This window comes from Anoxybacillus gonensis, from assembly GCF_001187595.1.
Classification (GTDB): Bacteria; Bacillota; Bacilli; order Bacillales; family Anoxybacillaceae; genus Anoxybacillus; species Anoxybacillus gonensis.
The window spans coordinates 2707138-2723577 of sequence record NZ_CP012152.1 but is presented as its reverse complement, the minus strand read 5'-3'; the positions used below and the strand labels follow the sequence as shown (position 1 = coordinate 2723577).

Genomic DNA, 16440 nt, shown 5'->3' with positions numbered 1-16440 from the left:
CAAAGGGAAAGGTGATTAATGATGGATTTTCGTTTCAATATGATTGTTGAATATGCACCGTTTTTTTTGAAAGGAGTGCTGTGGACGATCGGCTTATCGTTAGTTGGCATTTTTTTCGGGACGATTCTCGGTTTAGCCATCGGGCTCGGAAAAATGGTTCAAAGCCGCCTCGTTCGTCTTCCTTTTGATTGGTACGTTCATTTTTTCCGTGGCACGCCATTATTCGTACAAATTTTGCTTATTCATTTTGGTGTGATGCCTATTTTTACGGCTCAACCGAATCCGCTCGTATCTGGCGCAATTTCTTTATCTTTAAACGCGGCTGCATATATTGCGGAAATTTTCCGTGCTGGCATCCAGTCCATTGATCGCGGTCAAATGGAAGCGGCCCGTTCGCTTGGAATGACACACGTACAGGCAATGCGTTACATCATTTTGCCACAAGCCATTAAACGAATGATCCCACCGCTCGGCAATGAATTTATCGTTCTCATTAAAGATTCGTCTCTTGCGGCAATTATTGCGGCGCCTGAACTGATGTACTGGGGACGAGCAATGCAAGGGCAATATTATCGTGTCTGGGAGCCGTACTTAACTGTTGCGCTCATTTACTTAGTGCTTACCCTCTCGTTAAGCAAGTTGCTACATCGGTTAGAAAGAAGGTATGATGCATGATTCAAGTGACAAATTTAAAAAAATCGTTCGGATCGCTACAAGTGTTAAAAGGAATTGATGTGCACATTCATGAAAAAGAAGTGGTCGTCGTGATCGGCCCTTCTGGTTCAGGAAAGTCGACATTTTTACGTTGTTTAAACTTGCTTGAAGATTTTGATGAGGGGAATATCATCGTTGACGGATTTCATTTAAAGGATCCGAAAACGGATTTAAATAAAGTGCGTGAAGAAGTTGGCATGGTGTTTCAACGGTTTAACTTATTTCCGCATATGACGGTGCTTGATAATATTACACTCGCCCCGATGAAAGTGCGCAAATGGTCGAAAGAAAAAGCGACAGAAAAAGCGATGCAGTTGCTTGCGAAAGTCGGTTTACAAGATAAGGCACAAGTATATCCGGATTCATTATCCGGTGGACAGGCACAGCGTGTTGCTATTGCTCGTGCGCTTGCGATGGAGCCGAAAGTGATGTTATTTGACGAGCCGACGTCTGCGCTCGATCCGGAAATGGTCGGGGAAGTGCTTGCCGTCATGAAGCAACTAGCGAAAGAAGGCATGACGATGGTCGTCGTGACGCATGAGATGGGATTTGCGCGTGAAGTCGGGGATCGCGTTCTCTTTATGGACGGTGGAGTGATTGTAGAGGAAGGAACACCACAACAAATTTTTGATGCACCACAACATGAGCGAACGAAGTCGTTTTTATCTAAAGTGTTATAAGAAAAAGGTGTCCCGTGTTGTCAGGACACCTTTCGTTTTTTTATGCTAATAATTGTTTTTCTAATGCCACTTCAACAGGAACGAAGTCGTAACCGAGGTCGCGTGCGACTGCTTCGTATGTGATTTCTCCGTTTGCGACGTTTACACCAAGGCGTAATGCAGGATTGTCTGCGACCGCTTTGTGTACGCCTTTATTTGCAATTTGTAGTGCGTATGGCATTGTGACGTTTGTAAGTGCAAGTGTTGATGTGCGTGGCACAGCTCCAGGCATATTCGCTACTGCGTAGTGAACGACGCCGTGTTTCACATATGTTGGGTTGTCGTGCGTTGTTACATGGTCGCTCGTTTCAACAATCCCGCCTTGGTCGATCGCTACGTCAACGATGACTGAACCTGGTTGCATCGCTTTGACCATTTCTTCTGTCACTAATTTTGGCGCTTTTGCTCCTGGGATTAATACTGCACCGATCACAAGGTCAGACTCCGCAACAGCTTGTGCGATGTTCATTGGGTTAGACATAAGCGTATTAATTTGGCTTCCGAAAATATCGTCAAGTTCACGTAAACGTTCTGCGCTTAAGTCAATAATCGTGACGTTTGCACCTAAGCCGATCGCCACTTTTGCTGCGTTCGTTCCGACGACACCGCCGCCAATGATCGTTACTTTTCCGCGGCTAACGCCTGGAACTCCGGAAAGAAGAATACCTTTTCCGCCTTTTGTTTTTTCAAGAAATTGGGCGCCAATTTGTGCTGCCATGCGTCCTGCTACTTCGCTCATCGGTGTCAAAAGCGGTAACGTACGACCAACTTGTACCGTTTCATAAGCGATTGCGATGACGCCTTTTTCTTTTAGCGCACGCGCTAACTCTGGTTCAGCAGCGAGGTGTAAGTATGTGAACAATACTAATCCCGGACGGAAGTATTCGTACTCGCTTGGTAGCGGTTCTTTTACTTTCATTACCATATCCGCTTGCGCCCATACATCTGCGGCACGTTCAACGATTTGTGCGCCTGCTTGAACGTAAGCTTCATCTGTGAAACCGCTTCCAATCCCTGCATCTTTCTCAATGATGACAGTATGTCCATTGCTGACGAATGACATAACGCCAGCTGGTGTAATCGCTACACGATTTTCATTATTTTTAATCTCTTTTGGAACACCAATAATCATGTGCTGTTTCCCCTTTCATGTTGTCTTTCGTTATTATCTACAGTATAAATGTTTTTTATCATTTGTTGTTTGTTTAGAAAAGAGAAAGAAAAAACTAGCTTTTGTGGATTTCCACAAAAGCTATGTTATCCGATATTTGTCTAATTTCATATCGATATATAGTTTTACTTTTTCGCTCATATTGCTTAAGTCGATGTTTCCAATTTCACTTATTCGCTTCAAACGGTAAGCGAGTGTATTCGGATGAATATTGAGCGTTTTCGCCGTTTCATTGACGTTGCTGTCACAGTCAAGATACGTTTCAATCGTCTCCACTAAGTTGGTGTGATGCTGTGCGTCGTACTGTTTCAGCTTTTCGAGCGCAACGTTGTGGAAATCCCCATGTCGTTTTTGTTCAAAAAGTAAATCAAAAAATTGATACATGCCAAGATGCTGATAGCTTTGAATATTCGCAAGTTGATGAGGAAAGGCGCGTTTCATTTTTAATACCGTTTGTGCTTCTTCATAACTTTTTGCAATTTTTGTGTAGCACTCATATACATTTCCGAACGCCCCCATCATAATGTCGACGCGAAATCGCTCTTTCATTTGCGTCATAAACGAGCGAAAAAATCGCTCAATGTGCGATTCCCCGTAGACGTTCGAGCTTGGGGCGACGAGCACGATAAGCCGCTGATGGTCGATCGTATAAAGCGGAATAGCGAGTTGTTGTGTCGTTTTTAATAAATAATCAATTTGCCGCTCCACTTGCGTTTGAATCTGTTGTTGAAATTGAAAAATGCCAACAGAAAAAAACGGATATACATGCACGTTTAATTGGTGACATTGTTCAACGATGTCGTGAGGAGAGGAAACATGCCCCGTTAGTAGTTTCCAAAAAAACTCTTGAATGCGCTCTTCTTTTTTATGTTTGCGAATTTGCAATTGCAACAACAAATTTTTTGCTGCTTTCGCTGCTTGTTTTAACAAATGGAACTGTTGCTCTGTCCACGGCTCATTCATTTCAATTGCCCAAATAAATCCGAGCACCTCTTTATTTTTCCAAATCGAAATGGCGATGCGATTGCCGAGCCCTACTTCTGAAATTTCTGCGACACGAACAGGCTCTTCACCCTGCAAAAGTTTTGGGATCACCCCTTCACGCCATAAACTATTAATGACACGCTCTGGCACGCGGCGATGGATGATAGTTGCCGTACGGGCAGGATCAGTGTAATGCTCATGTCCACTATAAGCAATTAAGCGATGGTTTGCATCTTCAATCGTAATCGGACATTGCAATAACTCGCTCACACGATCTGCAAACTCCTCTAAACTTTCAAAATGAGTGGCAAAAGGATTCATTACATCCACTCCGTTTCTTACGTTGTTTTTACGATTATTGTAGCATATTGACAAATGAAAGAGCTTACTTTACTCTATAAGTGAAAAAGTCGCATATTGTGGGATTGTGACTGCGTTGCAGGCAAGACCTAAAACGGATGAAAGAAGGTTTCTTTCTTGCGTTTTAGGTCTTTTATTTTTATCCAAATAATTCTTTAGGAAGGAGATATTTCAAATGTTTCGTTTGTTTCGTAAGCGTGAAGAGGTCATTGTTTCCCCTTTAACAGGAAATGTACGATCGCTTGAAAATGTTCCAGACCCTGTGTTTGCCCAGAAAATGATGGGCGATGGCTTTGCGATTGAGCCAACAGATGGTGTCGTTGTTTCACCGATTCATGGAGAAGTAGTACAAGTGTTCCCGACAAAACATGCTGTTGGTTTGCGTTCGGATGAAGGATTAGAAATTCTTATTCACGTTGGCATTGATACAGTTCATATGCATGGAGAAGGATTTGAAGCGTACGTGAAAGCAGGGGATCGTGTGAAGGCCGGGGATTTACTTTTGTCGTTTGACTTGGCGCTTGTGCAACAAAAGGCGAAAAGTCTCCTTACCCCAGTAGTGATTACAAACGGGGAGGTGGTAAACGAGTGTCATCGAGAGCATATAGAACAAGCAGAAAGAGGAAGTACTGTTTTAATGAAAGTGAAATTGAAATAATATATATGTGATAAAACAATCGGTGTTAAGGGGACGAAGATGACGTTGCGAATCCATAAAATTTTGAACAATAACGCTGTCGTTGTATTGGATGAAGGGCAAGAGAAAATTGTAATGGGACCGGGAATTGCTTTTCAAAAAAAGAAAAATGATATTGTACCTCGTGCAAAAATCGAAAAAATTTTTGTGATGGAAGAAGAGAATGAAAAGTTCCAAGAGTTGTTACGTACCCTTCCAGAAGAGCACATTGATATCGCGGAAGAAATTATTAGCCATGCTGAAGGTGAATTGCAAGCACCGTTAAACAATCATATTCATATTGCATTGACAGACCATTTATCATTTGCGATTGAACGGATTCAACAAGGGTACCAAATACAAAATAAGTTGTTAAATGAAATTAAAGTGTTGTATAAAAAAGAATATCAAATAGGTCTTTGGGCAAAACAACTGATTCGAGAACGTCTTGGTATCGACATTCCTGATGACGAAGTTGCCCATATTGCTCTTCATATTCATACAGCGAAAATGGACGCAGCCAGCATGAACAGAACGCTAAAACAAACGACTTTAATTCGAGAAATGATCGATTTGATGAAACAAACATTACATGTTCATATTGACGAAGAAGGAATATCTTACCAAAGACTTGTAACACATTTGCGTTTTGCACTGAACCGAATTGAAAACGGTGAGTTGTTTCATTCGATGGATGAAGAGATGTTAACGCTCATTCAAAAGAAATACGAAAGAGAGTTTGCATGCGCTGTTGCGATGGCTGAATATGCAAAAAAGGAATACGGAATCCAATTTCCTGTCACCGAGTTAGCTTATATTACGCTACACATTCAACGCTTAACCACAAAATAATCATTTTGTAGAATATTGACGAATTTTGAATAATAAGCTAAAATGAAAGCGGATAAAAAATCAAATATCGTAGGATTGTTACTGCATAAGCAGGCAAGACCTAAAATGTACGACGATGTTTAAGGCATTCGTATGTACATTTTAGGTCTTTTTGTTTTCTATCATTTTATATGCAGAGGAGGAGTTTATATGAATTACGAACACATAACAAAGCAACTTTTGTCTTTGCTTGGTGGAAAAGAAAATGTCATTAGTGCGGTTCATTGTGCAACTCGTCTTCGTCTTGTTTTAAAAGACGAAAAGAAGGTTAATCAACAAGCAATTGGACAACTTGATGGGGTCAAAGGTGCATTTTCTAGTTCCGGTCAGTATCAAATTATTTTTGGTACAGGTGTTGTCAACAAAGTATACGAACAGTTTGTCAAAGAAGCAGGTTTACAAAACGTAAGTGCCGATGTGCACCAAGAAGCAGTCAAGCAAAAGATGAATCCGATCGCTCGTCTCGCGAAAACGTTGTCAAATATTTTTGTTCCAATTATTCCAGCCATTGTAGCTAGCGGATTGCTTATGGGATTGCTCGGGATGATGAAGGCGTTCAAATGGGTAGCGCCAGATAGTGCATGGATTGTATTACTTGATATGTTCTCAAGTGCTGCTTTCATTATTTTGCCGATTTTAATTGGTTATAGTGCTGCGAAAGAATTTGGGGGAAACCCGTTTCTAGGAGCAGTGATCGGCGGAATTATGACTCATCCTGCTTTGTTGAATCCTTGGGGATTAGGAAGTGCTGAACCTGAGTATTTGCATTTTCTCGGTTTTGATATCGCAATGATTGGATATCAAGGAACGGTCATTCCAATTTTGCTTGCAACATATGTCATGAGTAAAATCGAAAAAAGCTTGCGAAAAGTCGTTCCACACGCAGTCGACTTGCTTGTTACACCATTTATTACGGTTATTTTAACAGGTTTCACTGCGATTTTAGTCATTGGTCCACTTGGAAATATAGTTGGGAAAGGAATTACAACAACGTTAAACTTCGTATATGACACAGGTGGAGCGCTTGCAGGCCTCATTTTCGGTGGTCTGTATTCGATGATTGTAATCACAGGTGTTCATCATAGTTTCCATGCGATTGAAGCCGGATTGCTTGCGGATATTGGTAAAAACTATTTATTGCCTATTTGGTCAATGGCAAACGTTGCTCAAGGTGGAGCGGGTTTAGCAGTATTTTTAAAATCAAAACGGACGAAAACAAAAGAAATCGCTTTGCCAGCTGCATTTTCTGCTTTTCTAGGCATTACTGAGCCTGTTATTTTTGGGGTTAACTTGAAATATCGAAAACCGTTTATTGCAGCAGCTATCGGTGGTGCTGTCGGTGGTGCGTATGTTGTATTTACAAACGTTGTGGCAAATGCGTACGGATTAACTGGTATTCCAATGATTGCGATCGTGGCACCGATGGGGATGGCGAACTTAATAAACTATTTAATCGGCTTTGCAATTGCGGTTGGTACAGCATTTGTGGCAACATGGATATTAGGATTTAAAGAAGAATAAGGCGAGCGAATAACTCGCCTTTTTATGTAGGAGGGAATGATGATGAAGCAAGGAATTATTAGTCTTGGTGAAGCGTTAATTGATTTTATTCCACTAGATGCAACAAATCGGTCGTATCAAAAAAGTCCAGGGGGAGCGCCGGCAAATGTTGCGGTTGGTGTCGCACGGCTCGGTGTTCCATCGACGTTTCTAGGGAAAGTTGGTCGCGATGTATTAGGCGTTTTTCTAAAAGAAACGCTTGATGCATATGGAGTGAATACATCTTTCCTTCAATTTAGTGATGATGTTCGCACAGGTGTTGTTTTTGTAACGTTAGCGGAAAACGGAGAACGGAGCTTTGATTTTTACATTAACCCGAGCGCTGATCGCTTTTTATGCGAAGAAGAAATTGATGAGTCGTTATTTCGGACACATCGCATTCTTCATTTTGGTTCGATCTCACTGATTAGTGAGCCAGCACGAAGCGCTACAAAGCGAGCTGTTATGCTAGCTAAAGAAAACGGCATGATCGTTTCATATGACCCAAATTTACGCCTCGGTTTGTGGGAAGGTGAAAAACAAGCTCGCGAAATGATTATGTCGATGTTAAGAGAGGCAGATGTACTTAAAATTTCTGAAGAAGAGTTGACATTTATTACGGGAGAGAAAGATATTCAAAAAGGTATTGATGCCCTTGCCCCATATAATATTCCTCTCATCGTCGTTACGCTAGGGGAAAACGGTAGTTATGCGTTTACGAAAGAAGGATCCGTCTTTACGCCAGCGCTTAAAGTAGAGGCGGTTGATACGACAGGAGCCGGTGATGCTTTCGTTTCTGGCATGCTGTATTGCTTGCACGAAAGAGAAGGAACAATTGATTCGTTATCCCTTACGGAAATTGAACAAATGGCGCGTTTTGCGAGCGTTTCTGGAGCGTTAGCTGCATCAACGAAAGGAGCAATGACAGCGTTGCCAACACGCGATGAAGTCGAACGTATTTTACGCGAAGGTTGGTCGAAATGAAATCATTGAACGAAAAAAAACAAATACAGCTTGCGGAAGAAGAAGTAAAAAAATATGCTTCAATTGTTGAAAGTGACCCAAATCGTTTGCGTTATCATTTAATGCCTCCTGTCGGATTAATGAACGATCCAAATGGACTGATTTATTGGAAAGGGGCGTACCATGTGTTTTATCAGTGGATGCCGTTTCAAACGACACATGGAGCAAAATTTTGGGGACATTATACATCGCGTGACTTTGTTCATTGGGAAAGACAAGCGCCTGCATTAGCTCCAAGCGAATGGTTTGATCGAAACGGTTGCTACTCCGGAAGCGCTGTGGACAATGATGGTGTACTTACACTTTTTTATACAGGGAATGTCAAAGACGATGATGGAACACGCCATACGTATCAATGTATGGCAGTATCAAGTGACGGTGTTCGCTTTGAGAAAAAGGGAGTTGTTGTTCATCTCCCAGACGGTTACACGGCTCATTTTCGTGACCCAAAAGTGTGGAAGCATGAAAACAAGTGGTATATGGTGATTGGCGCACAGAGCGAGCAATTAGATGGGAAGGCAGTATTATTTCGCTCTGATGATCTCATGCATTGGGAGCATATCGGTGCTATAGCAGGAGGAGAGGACGGAAACTTTGGGTACATGTGGGAGTGCCCAGATGTATTCCGTTTAAGCGGAAAAGATGTACTGATCGTTTGTCCGCAGGGATTGCAACCGGAAGGCATGCACTATCAAAACGTATATCAAGCAGGATATTTTGTCGGACAGTTAAATTATGAAACAGGACAATATGTACACGGTACATTTACTGAGCTGGATCGAGGGTTTGAATTTTATGCGCCACAAACGATGGTCGACGAGCATGGGCGTCGCGTGATGATTGCTTGGATGGGGGTACCAGATCAAGACGAAGATCAGCACCCGACAATTGCTTATCGATGGGTACATGCATTGACATTACCGCGTGAACTCGTTTTAATCGGAGATAAATTATATCAGCGTCCGATTGAGCAGTTGCAGTTGCTTCGGAGTGACGAAGTTCATCATCCAAATGTATTCTTGCAGAAGGAAGTTAGGCAATTTGATGGTGTAAAAGGAAAAACGGTTGAACTGCTACTTAAACAGATCGATGGTAAAGGTGTTTTTTCCATTCATATACAAAACAATGTTTCATTTTCATATGATTTTGAACAAAAAGTTGCGACGTTAGAGAGAGAAAGTTTTGCTCGAAATGGCATGAAAGAGAAACGACAATGTTTATTATCACAATTACACACGATTCACATGTTTATCGATACGTCGTCTATTGAAATTTTCTTAAATGATGGAGAAGAAGTATTTACGGCGCGGTTTTTCACGAAAGAAGAAAATGAACATATCTCATTTCAGACAAATGCGGAAGCTTCGTTTCATTTATCTAAATGGAAATTATGTTAAAACTTTTTCTTGTCAAATGTTCAGTTTTTTTCGTATGATGAAAGAAAAGGGAGTATTCCTTCAAATATGGAAGGTTGCTCCTTTTTCATTCATAAATAAAAGGTGATGAAGCGATGGAGCAAGATAAGCTAAAAAAAGTCGTTGAAGCAGCGAAATTGTATTATTTACTAGACTACAATCAAAACGACATTGCAAAAAAGCTTGGCGTATCGCGGCCGACGGTGTCGCGTCTACTACAGCAAGCAAAAGAAGAAGGAATTGTAGAAATTAAAATTAACGATCCGGCTGAAGATATTCAACAGTTAGCAAAACAGCTTGAACAAAAGTTCAATCTAAAAAAAGCAATTGTTGTATCGGTTCCAGAACATCAAGATGGCATTATTAAAAAATATTTAGGAAAAGAGGCCGCCGAGTATTTACGTTCGATCGTCAAAGACGGCGATGTGATCGGTGTGACGTGGGGAACAACGTTGTATCACGTTGCATTACAGCTAAAGCATAAACATGTCAAAGACGTGAAAGTTGTGCAATTAAAAGGTGGCGTTAGTTTATCCGAAACGAATACGTTTGCGTCAGATATTTTGCACTTGTTTGGAAGCGCCTTCAATGCAACGGTGCACCATTTGCCGCTACCTGCAATCGTGGATCATGTCGTTGTTAAGCAGGCGATGGAGGCGGACCGCCACATTCGCAAAATTCTTGATCTCGGTCGGCAAGCGAATATTGCTGTATTTACGATCGGACCAATTAAATCAGAGTCGCTATTGTTCCAGCTTGGTTATTTTACAGAAGAAGATTTACAAACGATTTATTCAAAAGCTGCTGGTGACATTTGTTCGCGCTTTTTTGATCAAAATGGAAAACTATGTAGCGAAGAGCTCAATGCACGCACGCTCGGCATTGAGTTAGAAGAGCTCAAAAAGAAAGAATATTCGATTGTCATTGCGGGAGGCATTCATAAAGTGGCTGGCATATACGGCGCGTTGAAAGGGAAATACGCCAACGTATTAGTGACAGATCAATTTACTGCCGAATGTTTGTTAGAAAAAGAATAAAGAAACGACAAATGGGGGAAAAGAAAAAAGCCCCCTTTTATTTATGTATTTATGAAAAAAGGAAGAAACATTTAGAGAAACCATGAATTTTCTTTGACATTTGTTCATGTTAACGTTTACATATGTTCGTTTTCCTGTTATATTGATTACGTAATCAAAATTCAGCTTATAGGAGTGTTCAACATGAATATCGTTTGGGGACTTGTTGGTATTATCGTTGTCCTTGGGATCGCTTTTCTTTCTTCAAACAACCGCAAAGCGATTAATCCGCGAACGATTTTAGGTGGTCTCGCGATTCAAGTCGCTTTTGCGTTTATCGTTTTAAAATGGGAAGCAGGGAAAGCAGCATTGCAGTGGTTAACAAATGGTATTACAAACATTATTAACTATGCGAACGAAGGAATTAACTTTTTGTTCGGTGGTGTGTTTGCAGCAAAAGGAATTGGATTTGTGTTTGCGTTCCAAGTGTTGCCGGTCGTCATTTTCTTCTCCGCATTAATTTCTGTTCTTTACTACATTGGTGTGATGCAATGGATTATCAAAATGATCGGTGGTCCGCTTGCGAAATTGCTCGGAACGAGCAAAGCGGAGTCCATGTCAGCAGCGGCCAACATTTTCGTCGGTCAAACGGAAGCGCCTCTTGTTATTCGTCCGTATTTATCTAAAATGACACAATCGGAATTGTTTGCAGTTATGACAGGGGGATTGGCATCTGTTGCTGGTTCTGTGCTCGTTGGTTACTCGCTTTTAGGTGTTCCGCTTGAATATTTACTTGCGGCAAGTTTCATGGCAGCGCCAGCAGGATTAGTTATGGCGAAAATGATTGTGCCAGAAACAGAGCCGATTAAAGAAGATGAGCATTTTGAGATGGAAAAAGACGAAGAATCAACAAACGTCATCGACGCAGCTGCGCGCGGAGCAAGCGATGGTTTGAAGTTAGCGTTAAATATCGGTGCGATGTTGTTAGCGTTTATCGCTCTTATTGCGTTAATTAATGGGTTGCTTAGCGGCATCGGTAATTTGTTTAATTACGAAGGTTTGACGCTTCAGAACATTTTAGGATTCCTCTTTGCGCCTATTGCATTTGCGATTGGTGTACCGTGGTCTGAAGCGGTGACAGCTGGCGGATTTATCGGACAAAAATTAATTTTAAACGAATTTGTTGCGTATTCATCATTCGCACCACAAATTCCAGATTTATCTGCAAAAACGGTAGCGATCGTTAGCTTTGCGCTATGTGGATTTGCTAATATTTCTTCGATGGGTATTTTACTTGGTGGATTAGGAAGCTTAGCGCCAAATCGTCGTAGCGACATTGCGCGCATGGGCTTAAAAGCTGTCCTTGCTGGTATGCTTGCTTCATTGTTAAGCGCATCCATTGCGGGTATGTTTATTTAAAAAACAAGGAGGAATGAATGATGAACATTGCTAGCATGATTGATCATACGTTATTAAAACCAGAAACAACGAAAGCACAAATTGAAAAATTAGTGGAAGAAGCGAAAAAATATGAATTTGCATCTGTATGTGTGAATCCAACATGGGTGAAATTCGTTGCTGAGCGTTTACAAGGAACGAAAGTAAAAGTGTGTACAGTCATCGGCTTTCCGTTAGGAGCGACAACACCAGAAGTAAAAGCGTTTGAAACAAAACAAGCGATTGAAAATGGTGCGCAAGAAGTCGATATGGTCATCAATATCGGTGCGTTAAAAGACGGCGATCATGAGCTTGTAGAGCGCGACATTCGTGCTGTTGTTGATGCAGCAAAAGGAAAAGCTTTAACAAAAGTGATTATTGAAACAGCGTTGTTGACAGATGAAGAAAAAGTGCGCGCATGCGAAATTGCCGTTCGCGCTGGGGCAGATTTCGTTAAAACATCAACAGGATTCGCAAGCGGCGGTGCAACAGTAGAAGACGTTGCATTAATGCGCAAAACAGTTGGTCCAAACGTCGGCGTAAAAGCATCTGGCGGCGTGCGCAGCGCAGCGGACGCAAAAGCGATGATTGATGCAGGCGCAAACCGTATCGGTACAAGTTCTGGACCAGCAATTATGGAAGGAACAACTTCAAACGAAGCATACTAATGGAGGCATTGACCTATGAAAGAAGTATTACTTAGCTTACTTGCTGGGCTTGTTGTCGGGATTTTGTTTAAGTTTTTACGTTTGCCATTGCCAGCTCCGCCTGTATTGGCAGGAATGATGGGGGTATTTGGCGTATATTTAGGTGGCGTCGTTGCCGATTGGTTAATGAAGACGTTTTTTAACTAAACAGCCCAAGAAGGGATGATCAACAATGAATAAACAACAGTTAATTGAAGCGGCAAAACAAGCGAGGGAGCGAGCGTACGTTCCGTATTCCAAGTTTAAAGTTGGAGCAGCACTATTAACGAAAGATGGAAAAGTGTACGGTGGCTGCAACATCGAAAATGCATCATACGGTTTATGCAACTGCGCTGAGCGTACAGCTTTATTTAAGGCGTACTCAGAAGGAGATCATGAGTATGCGATGTTAGCCGTCGTTGCAGATACGGAGCGACCAGTTCCGCCGTGTGGCGCATGCCGTCAAGTCATTGTTGAATTATGTGATCCAAATATGCCTGTCATTTTGGCGAATATGAAAGGCGATATGCAGGAAACAACAGTAAAAGAACTTCTTCCTGGAGCGTTTTCAAAAGAAGACTTGCGATAAGCGTCGGTTTTTCCCGACGCTTTTTGCATTGATACATAACAAAAAAGGAAATATAATCATGAGGAAGACAATTTGACAGCTGACAACGGAGGGATGACATGAGTAAAGACGTATCAAGAAACAAGTTGCTTTGGATTGCCGGGCTTGGTTGGTTATTTGATGCGATGGATGTAGGGATGCTTTCGTTTATTATTGCTGCATTGCAAAAGGAATGGAATTTAACGGCCGAACAAATGGGCTGGATCGGAAGTATAAATTCGATCGGCATGGCAGTCGGTGCGCTCGTTTTTGGATTGTTAGCTGACCGCATTGGGCGAAAACAAGTTTTCATCATTACGCTTTTATTATTTTCGATCGGTAGCGGACTATCCGCACTTGCGACAACGTTAACGGTCTTTTTAATTTTACGTTTTTTTATCGGCATGGGACTTGGTGGCGAACTGCCTGTTGCGTCAACGCTCGTATCCGAAAGCGTTGCTGCACATGAACGCGGGAAAGTTGTCGTTTTATTGGAAAGCTTTTGGGCAGGTGGTTGGTTACTAGCAGCGCTCATTTCATTTTTCGTTATTCCAGCGTATGGATGGCAAATGGCGCTTATTTTAGGAGCTGTACCAGCGCTATATGCCATTTATTTGCGCATCAATTTGCCAGATTCGAAAAAGTTTATGGCGACAAAAACGGAGCGCCGTTCCGTTTGGCAAAATATCGCAGACGTTTGGGCAAAACCGTACGCAAAACAAACGACAATGCTTTGGATTTTATGGTTTTCAGTCGTCTTTTCGTACTACGGCATGTTTTTATGGCTACCGAGCGTCATGGTCATGAAAGGATTTAGTTTAATTAAAAGTTTTGAGTACGTGCTCATCATGACATTAGCGCAGCTGCCGGGTTATTTTAGCGTCGCATGGTTAATTGAACGCATTGGTCGAAAAGCAGTACTGATCATTTATTTAACTGGTACCGCATTAAGTGCTTATTTCTTCGGAAATGCTGACTCAGCTGCGGCATTAATGACGTTTGGAGCATTGTTATCGTTTTTCAACCTTGGGGCATGGGGAGCGCTTTATGCCTATACACCAGAGCAATATCCAACGATCATTCGTGCGACGGGTGCAGGAATGGCTGCTTCATTCGGACGCATTGGCGGCATTTTAGGGCCGCTTCTCGTCGGCTATCTCGTCGCACAAAAAGTAGCCATCACGATGATTTTTGCGATTTTTTGTATCGCGATTTTCATCGGCGCGCTTGCTGTTCTTTTCCTTGGCAAAGAAACGAAACAACAAGAACTCGCATAATCATACGAAAAGAAGCTATAATGGTATCATTGTAGCTTCTTTTTTTGAAAGGGGATTTTCTTTTGGGTGTTTCTGTAGTCGTTGCGACATATAACCGATTACTTCCATTAGCAGAATTGTTAGAGTCGTTAAGCAAACAAACGTATAAACCAACGCAAGTCATTATTGTTAATGATGGTGGTCCATCTGTGCAAGCTGCTGTCGATGCATATCCGGAGCTTTCTGTTGAACTCATTGAATTGCGTGAAAATGTCGGTCATGTCGAGGCGCGTAATATCGGTGTACGTGCCGCCACAGAAGATTTTATTATGCTTTGTGATGATGACGATTTACTATTGCCATGCCACATTGAGCGAATGATCGCTAATATGAATGATGCCGATTTTGTATATTCGGACGTAGAAATTTTTCATTATCGTATTGAAAATGGAGTGCGCATACCGACCGATCGCTTTTTATTTGCATATGAATTCGATTTGCAAGCAATGCGTACATTTTCGACGTATGTTCCTTCAGGGAGCATGTATCGGCGCACAATTCATGATACAATTGGATATTTTGATCCGTACGTTCATAACTATTGGGATTGGGATTTCTTTTTACGTGTGGCGAACGAGTTTCGTGTGAAACGTGTAGCGACAGCGAGCGTCCTTTATGCATTTTCGAATGAAGGCGATCATTTATCGAAGCAAATGAATGAAACGAGACAAATGTATTTAAATCGATTAAGTGAGAAACATCTGCTTGGTCATTTACCGACAAAAAACTTTTGGCTTCTTTTGTCAGAGCCGGAAGTACAAAAGCGACAAGCAACGAGCGAAGTCATATGGAATGGTGAACCGTTTCGTTCCCGTCTCGCCCACTTTATTCATTGTTAGGAGGGGGAAAATGTATTGGTGGAGCATTCAGCAATTATTTCTTTTGCTTTTGTTTTCACCGCTTCTTACTCGTCACTTATTTTATGGGCGCGTCAGCTCGTTTTTATTGTTTGTTTGTTTCGCTTTTGGAACGACCGTATTTGCAGAATATATGGTGAAGAAAAAAGGAAAACAAACATGGCTATTTGTCGCTGCGCTATTATGTAATGTTTCTGTTTTACTCGTTTTTTCTTTTGCTATGTGAGAAAGCAGAGTCTTTGCGAAGGCTCTGTTTTTTATTTATGAAAAAGGAATAAAAAGAAAATGTGTCGAAAAACTAAGACAGTTGTATAGTTTTTACTTGACAAATAAACATTCCTATATGATAATTTATATCGAATTATAATTGTTATAATTTATTTTTGCGTTCAGTCATATTTTTCGTATGGCTGGAGCATACTACTAACATGCAAAAAAAATGATGCAGGAGGATGATTGACAATGCCATTAGTAGGAAAACAAGTACAACCATTTAAAGCGATGGCGTTCCATAACGGCGATTTCATCGAGGTAACAGAAGAAAACTTCAAAGGAAAATGGAGCGTCGTTTGCTTCTATCCAGCTGACTTTACATTCGTTTGTCCAACAGAATTAGAAGATTTACAAAACGAATATCCAAAATTAAAAGAGCTTGGTGTAGAAGTATACTCCGTTTCAACAGATACACATTTTACACATAAAGCATGGCACGACCACTCACCAGCGATCAGCAAAATCGAATATGTGATGATCGGTGACCCTTCTCAAAAATTATCACGCATGTTCGAAGTGCTTGATGAAGAGACAGGCCTTGCACAACGCGGTACGTTCATTATCGATCCAGATGGCGTTATTCAAGCTGTTGAAATTAACGCTGATGGCATCGGTCGTGATGCAAGCACAATCGTAAACAAAATTAAAGCAGCACAATACGTGCGCAACAATCCTGGCGAAGTGTGCCCAGCAAAATGGCAAGAAGGTGGAAAAACATTAAAGCCAAGCCTTGACCTTGTAGGTAAAATTTAAGGA

Annotated in this window: 18 protein-coding genes; 16 read left to right on the top strand and 2 right to left on the bottom strand. The window is 41.5% G+C overall.

Annotated elements, in window-relative coordinates; all coding sequences use genetic code 11:
* Positions 1 to 21: 21 nt before the first annotated feature.
* A complete protein-coding gene (locus tag AFK25_RS14240) occupies positions 22 to 675 on the top strand; it encodes an amino acid ABC transporter permease (RefSeq protein ID WP_009361029.1) in 654 nt (217 codons plus the stop codon).
* Entirely contained in the window at positions 672 to 1394 is a 723-nt protein-coding gene (locus tag AFK25_RS14235) for an amino acid ABC transporter ATP-binding protein (RefSeq protein ID WP_035064376.1), read from the top strand. The genes AFK25_RS14240 and AFK25_RS14235 overlap by 4 nt, the downstream gene beginning before the upstream one ends.
* Positions 1395 to 1434: 40 nt before the next feature.
* Here AFK25_RS14235 and ald read toward each other — a convergent pair whose 3' ends face one another.
* Positions 1435 to 2565, bottom strand: a complete 1131-nt coding sequence (gene ald, locus AFK25_RS14230; RefSeq protein WP_009361027.1) for an alanine dehydrogenase — start codon at positions 2563 to 2565, stop codon at positions 1435 to 1437.
* A 120-nt stretch (positions 2566 to 2685) separates the two neighbouring features.
* Positions 2686 to 3909: a PucR family transcriptional regulator gene (locus AFK25_RS14225; protein ID WP_033383149.1), complete on the bottom strand. Its 1224-nt coding sequence runs from the start codon at positions 3907 to 3909 to the stop codon at positions 2686 to 2688.
* 214 nt (positions 3910 to 4123) lie between these two features.
* Here AFK25_RS14225 and AFK25_RS14220 point away from each other — a divergent pair, with 214 nt between their 5' ends.
* The 14 genes from AFK25_RS14220 (at position 4124) to ahpC (ending at position 16437) form a co-directional block, all read left to right on the top strand.
* On the top strand, positions 4124 to 4606 hold the full coding sequence (locus AFK25_RS14220) for a PTS sugar transporter subunit IIA (RefSeq protein WP_019416466.1): 483 nt from the start codon (positions 4124 to 4126) through the stop codon (positions 4604 to 4606).
* 39 nt (positions 4607 to 4645) lie between these two features.
* The gene (locus AFK25_RS14215; RefSeq protein WP_019416465.1) at positions 4646 to 5476 is read left to right on the top strand and encodes a PRD domain-containing protein; all 831 of its coding nucleotides are present in this window, start codon (positions 4646 to 4648) and stop codon (positions 5474 to 5476) included.
* Positions 5477 to 5665: 189 nt separating this feature from the next.
* Entirely contained in the window at positions 5666 to 7036 is a 1371-nt protein-coding gene (locus AFK25_RS14210) for a sucrose-specific PTS transporter subunit IIBC (protein ID WP_035064379.1), read from the top strand.
* Positions 7037 to 7072: 36 nt separating this feature from the next.
* Entirely contained in the window at positions 7073 to 8038 is a 966-nt protein-coding gene (locus AFK25_RS14205) for an aminoimidazole riboside kinase (protein WP_035064381.1), read from the top strand.
* Entirely contained in the window at positions 8035 to 9474 is a 1440-nt protein-coding gene (locus AFK25_RS14200; protein WP_035064384.1) for a glycoside hydrolase family 32 protein, read from the top strand. Before AFK25_RS14205 ends, AFK25_RS14200 begins: the two co-directional genes overlap by 4 nt.
* A gap of 113 nt (positions 9475 to 9587) precedes the next feature.
* The gene (locus AFK25_RS14195; RefSeq protein ID WP_035064386.1) at positions 9588 to 10529 is read left to right on the top strand and encodes a DNA-binding transcriptional repressor DeoR; all 942 of its coding nucleotides are present in this window, start codon (positions 9588 to 9590) and stop codon (positions 10527 to 10529) included.
* 183 nt (positions 10530 to 10712) lie between these two features.
* The gene (locus tag AFK25_RS14190; RefSeq protein WP_035064388.1) at positions 10713 to 11927 is read left to right on the top strand and encodes a NupC/NupG family nucleoside CNT transporter; all 1215 of its coding nucleotides are present in this window, start codon (positions 10713 to 10715) and stop codon (positions 11925 to 11927) included.
* Positions 11928 to 11944: 17 nt separating this feature from the next.
* A complete protein-coding gene (gene deoC, locus AFK25_RS14185; protein ID WP_009361022.1) occupies positions 11945 to 12613 on the top strand; it encodes a deoxyribose-phosphate aldolase in 669 nt (222 codons plus the stop codon).
* 15 nt (positions 12614 to 12628) lie between these two features.
* Positions 12629 to 12799: a XapX domain-containing protein gene (locus AFK25_RS14180; RefSeq protein ID WP_003397112.1), complete on the top strand. Its 171-nt coding sequence runs from the start codon at positions 12629 to 12631 to the stop codon at positions 12797 to 12799.
* 25 nt (positions 12800 to 12824) lie between these two features.
* Positions 12825 to 13220: a cytidine deaminase gene (locus tag AFK25_RS14175; protein WP_019416459.1), complete on the top strand. Its 396-nt coding sequence runs from the start codon at positions 12825 to 12827 to the stop codon at positions 13218 to 13220.
* A gap of 98 nt (positions 13221 to 13318) precedes the next feature.
* Positions 13319 to 14515, top strand: a complete 1197-nt coding sequence (locus AFK25_RS14170) for an MFS transporter (protein ID WP_035064391.1) — start codon at positions 13319 to 13321, stop codon at positions 14513 to 14515.
* 62 nt (positions 14516 to 14577) lie between these two features.
* Complete coding sequence (locus AFK25_RS14165; protein WP_009361019.1) at positions 14578 to 15393, top strand: glycosyltransferase family 2 protein; 816 nt, start codon at positions 14578 to 14580, stop codon at positions 15391 to 15393.
* Between the two features lie 10 nt (positions 15394 to 15403).
* The gene (locus tag AFK25_RS14160) at positions 15404 to 15637 is read left to right on the top strand and encodes a hypothetical protein (protein WP_035064394.1); all 234 of its coding nucleotides are present in this window, start codon (positions 15404 to 15406) and stop codon (positions 15635 to 15637) included.
* Positions 15638 to 15873: 236 nt separating this feature from the next.
* Positions 15874 to 16437 carry an alkyl hydroperoxide reductase subunit C gene (ahpC, locus tag AFK25_RS14155; RefSeq protein ID WP_009361017.1) on the top strand — a complete coding sequence of 188 codons (564 nt, stop codon included), beginning with the start codon at positions 15874 to 15876 and terminating at the stop codon, positions 16435 to 16437.
* The last annotated feature ends 3 nt before the right edge of the window (positions 16438 to 16440 follow it).

Coding starts and splice junctions, on each gene's coding strand:
- AFK25_RS14240 (WP_009361029.1), top strand. CDS start 22: ATGGATTTTCGTTTCAATATGATTGTTGAATATGCACCGTTTTTTTTG.
- AFK25_RS14235 (WP_035064376.1), top strand. CDS start 672: ATGATTCAAGTGACAAATTTAAAAAAATCGTTCGGATCGCTACAAGTG.
- ald (WP_009361027.1), bottom strand. CDS start 2,565: ATGATTATTGGTGTTCCAAAAGAGATTAAAAATAATGAAAATCGTGTA.
- AFK25_RS14225 (WP_033383149.1), bottom strand. CDS start 3,909: ATGAATCCTTTTGCCACTCATTTTGAAAGTTTAGAGGAGTTTGCAGAT.
- AFK25_RS14220 (WP_019416466.1), top strand. CDS start 4,124: ATGTTTCGTTTGTTTCGTAAGCGTGAAGAGGTCATTGTTTCCCCTTTA.
- AFK25_RS14215 (WP_019416465.1), top strand. CDS start 4,646: ATGACGTTGCGAATCCATAAAATTTTGAACAATAACGCTGTCGTTGTA.
- AFK25_RS14210 (WP_035064379.1), top strand. CDS start 5,666: ATGAATTACGAACACATAACAAAGCAACTTTTGTCTTTGCTTGGTGGA.
- AFK25_RS14205 (WP_035064381.1), top strand. CDS start 7,073: ATGATGATGAAGCAAGGAATTATTAGTCTTGGTGAAGCGTTAATTGAT.
- AFK25_RS14200 (WP_035064384.1), top strand. CDS start 8,035: ATGAAATCATTGAACGAAAAAAAACAAATACAGCTTGCGGAAGAAGAA.
- AFK25_RS14195 (WP_035064386.1), top strand. CDS start 9,588: ATGGAGCAAGATAAGCTAAAAAAAGTCGTTGAAGCAGCGAAATTGTAT.
- AFK25_RS14190 (WP_035064388.1), top strand. CDS start 10,713: ATGAATATCGTTTGGGGACTTGTTGGTATTATCGTTGTCCTTGGGATC.
- deoC (WP_009361022.1), top strand. CDS start 11,945: ATGATGAACATTGCTAGCATGATTGATCATACGTTATTAAAACCAGAA.
- AFK25_RS14180 (WP_003397112.1), top strand. CDS start 12,629: ATGAAAGAAGTATTACTTAGCTTACTTGCTGGGCTTGTTGTCGGGATT.
- AFK25_RS14175 (WP_019416459.1), top strand. CDS start 12,825: ATGAATAAACAACAGTTAATTGAAGCGGCAAAACAAGCGAGGGAGCGA.
- AFK25_RS14170 (WP_035064391.1), top strand. CDS start 13,319: ATGAGTAAAGACGTATCAAGAAACAAGTTGCTTTGGATTGCCGGGCTT.
- AFK25_RS14160 (WP_035064394.1), top strand. CDS start 15,404: ATGTATTGGTGGAGCATTCAGCAATTATTTCTTTTGCTTTTGTTTTCA.
- ahpC (WP_009361017.1), top strand. CDS start 15,874: ATGCCATTAGTAGGAAAACAAGTACAACCATTTAAAGCGATGGCGTTC.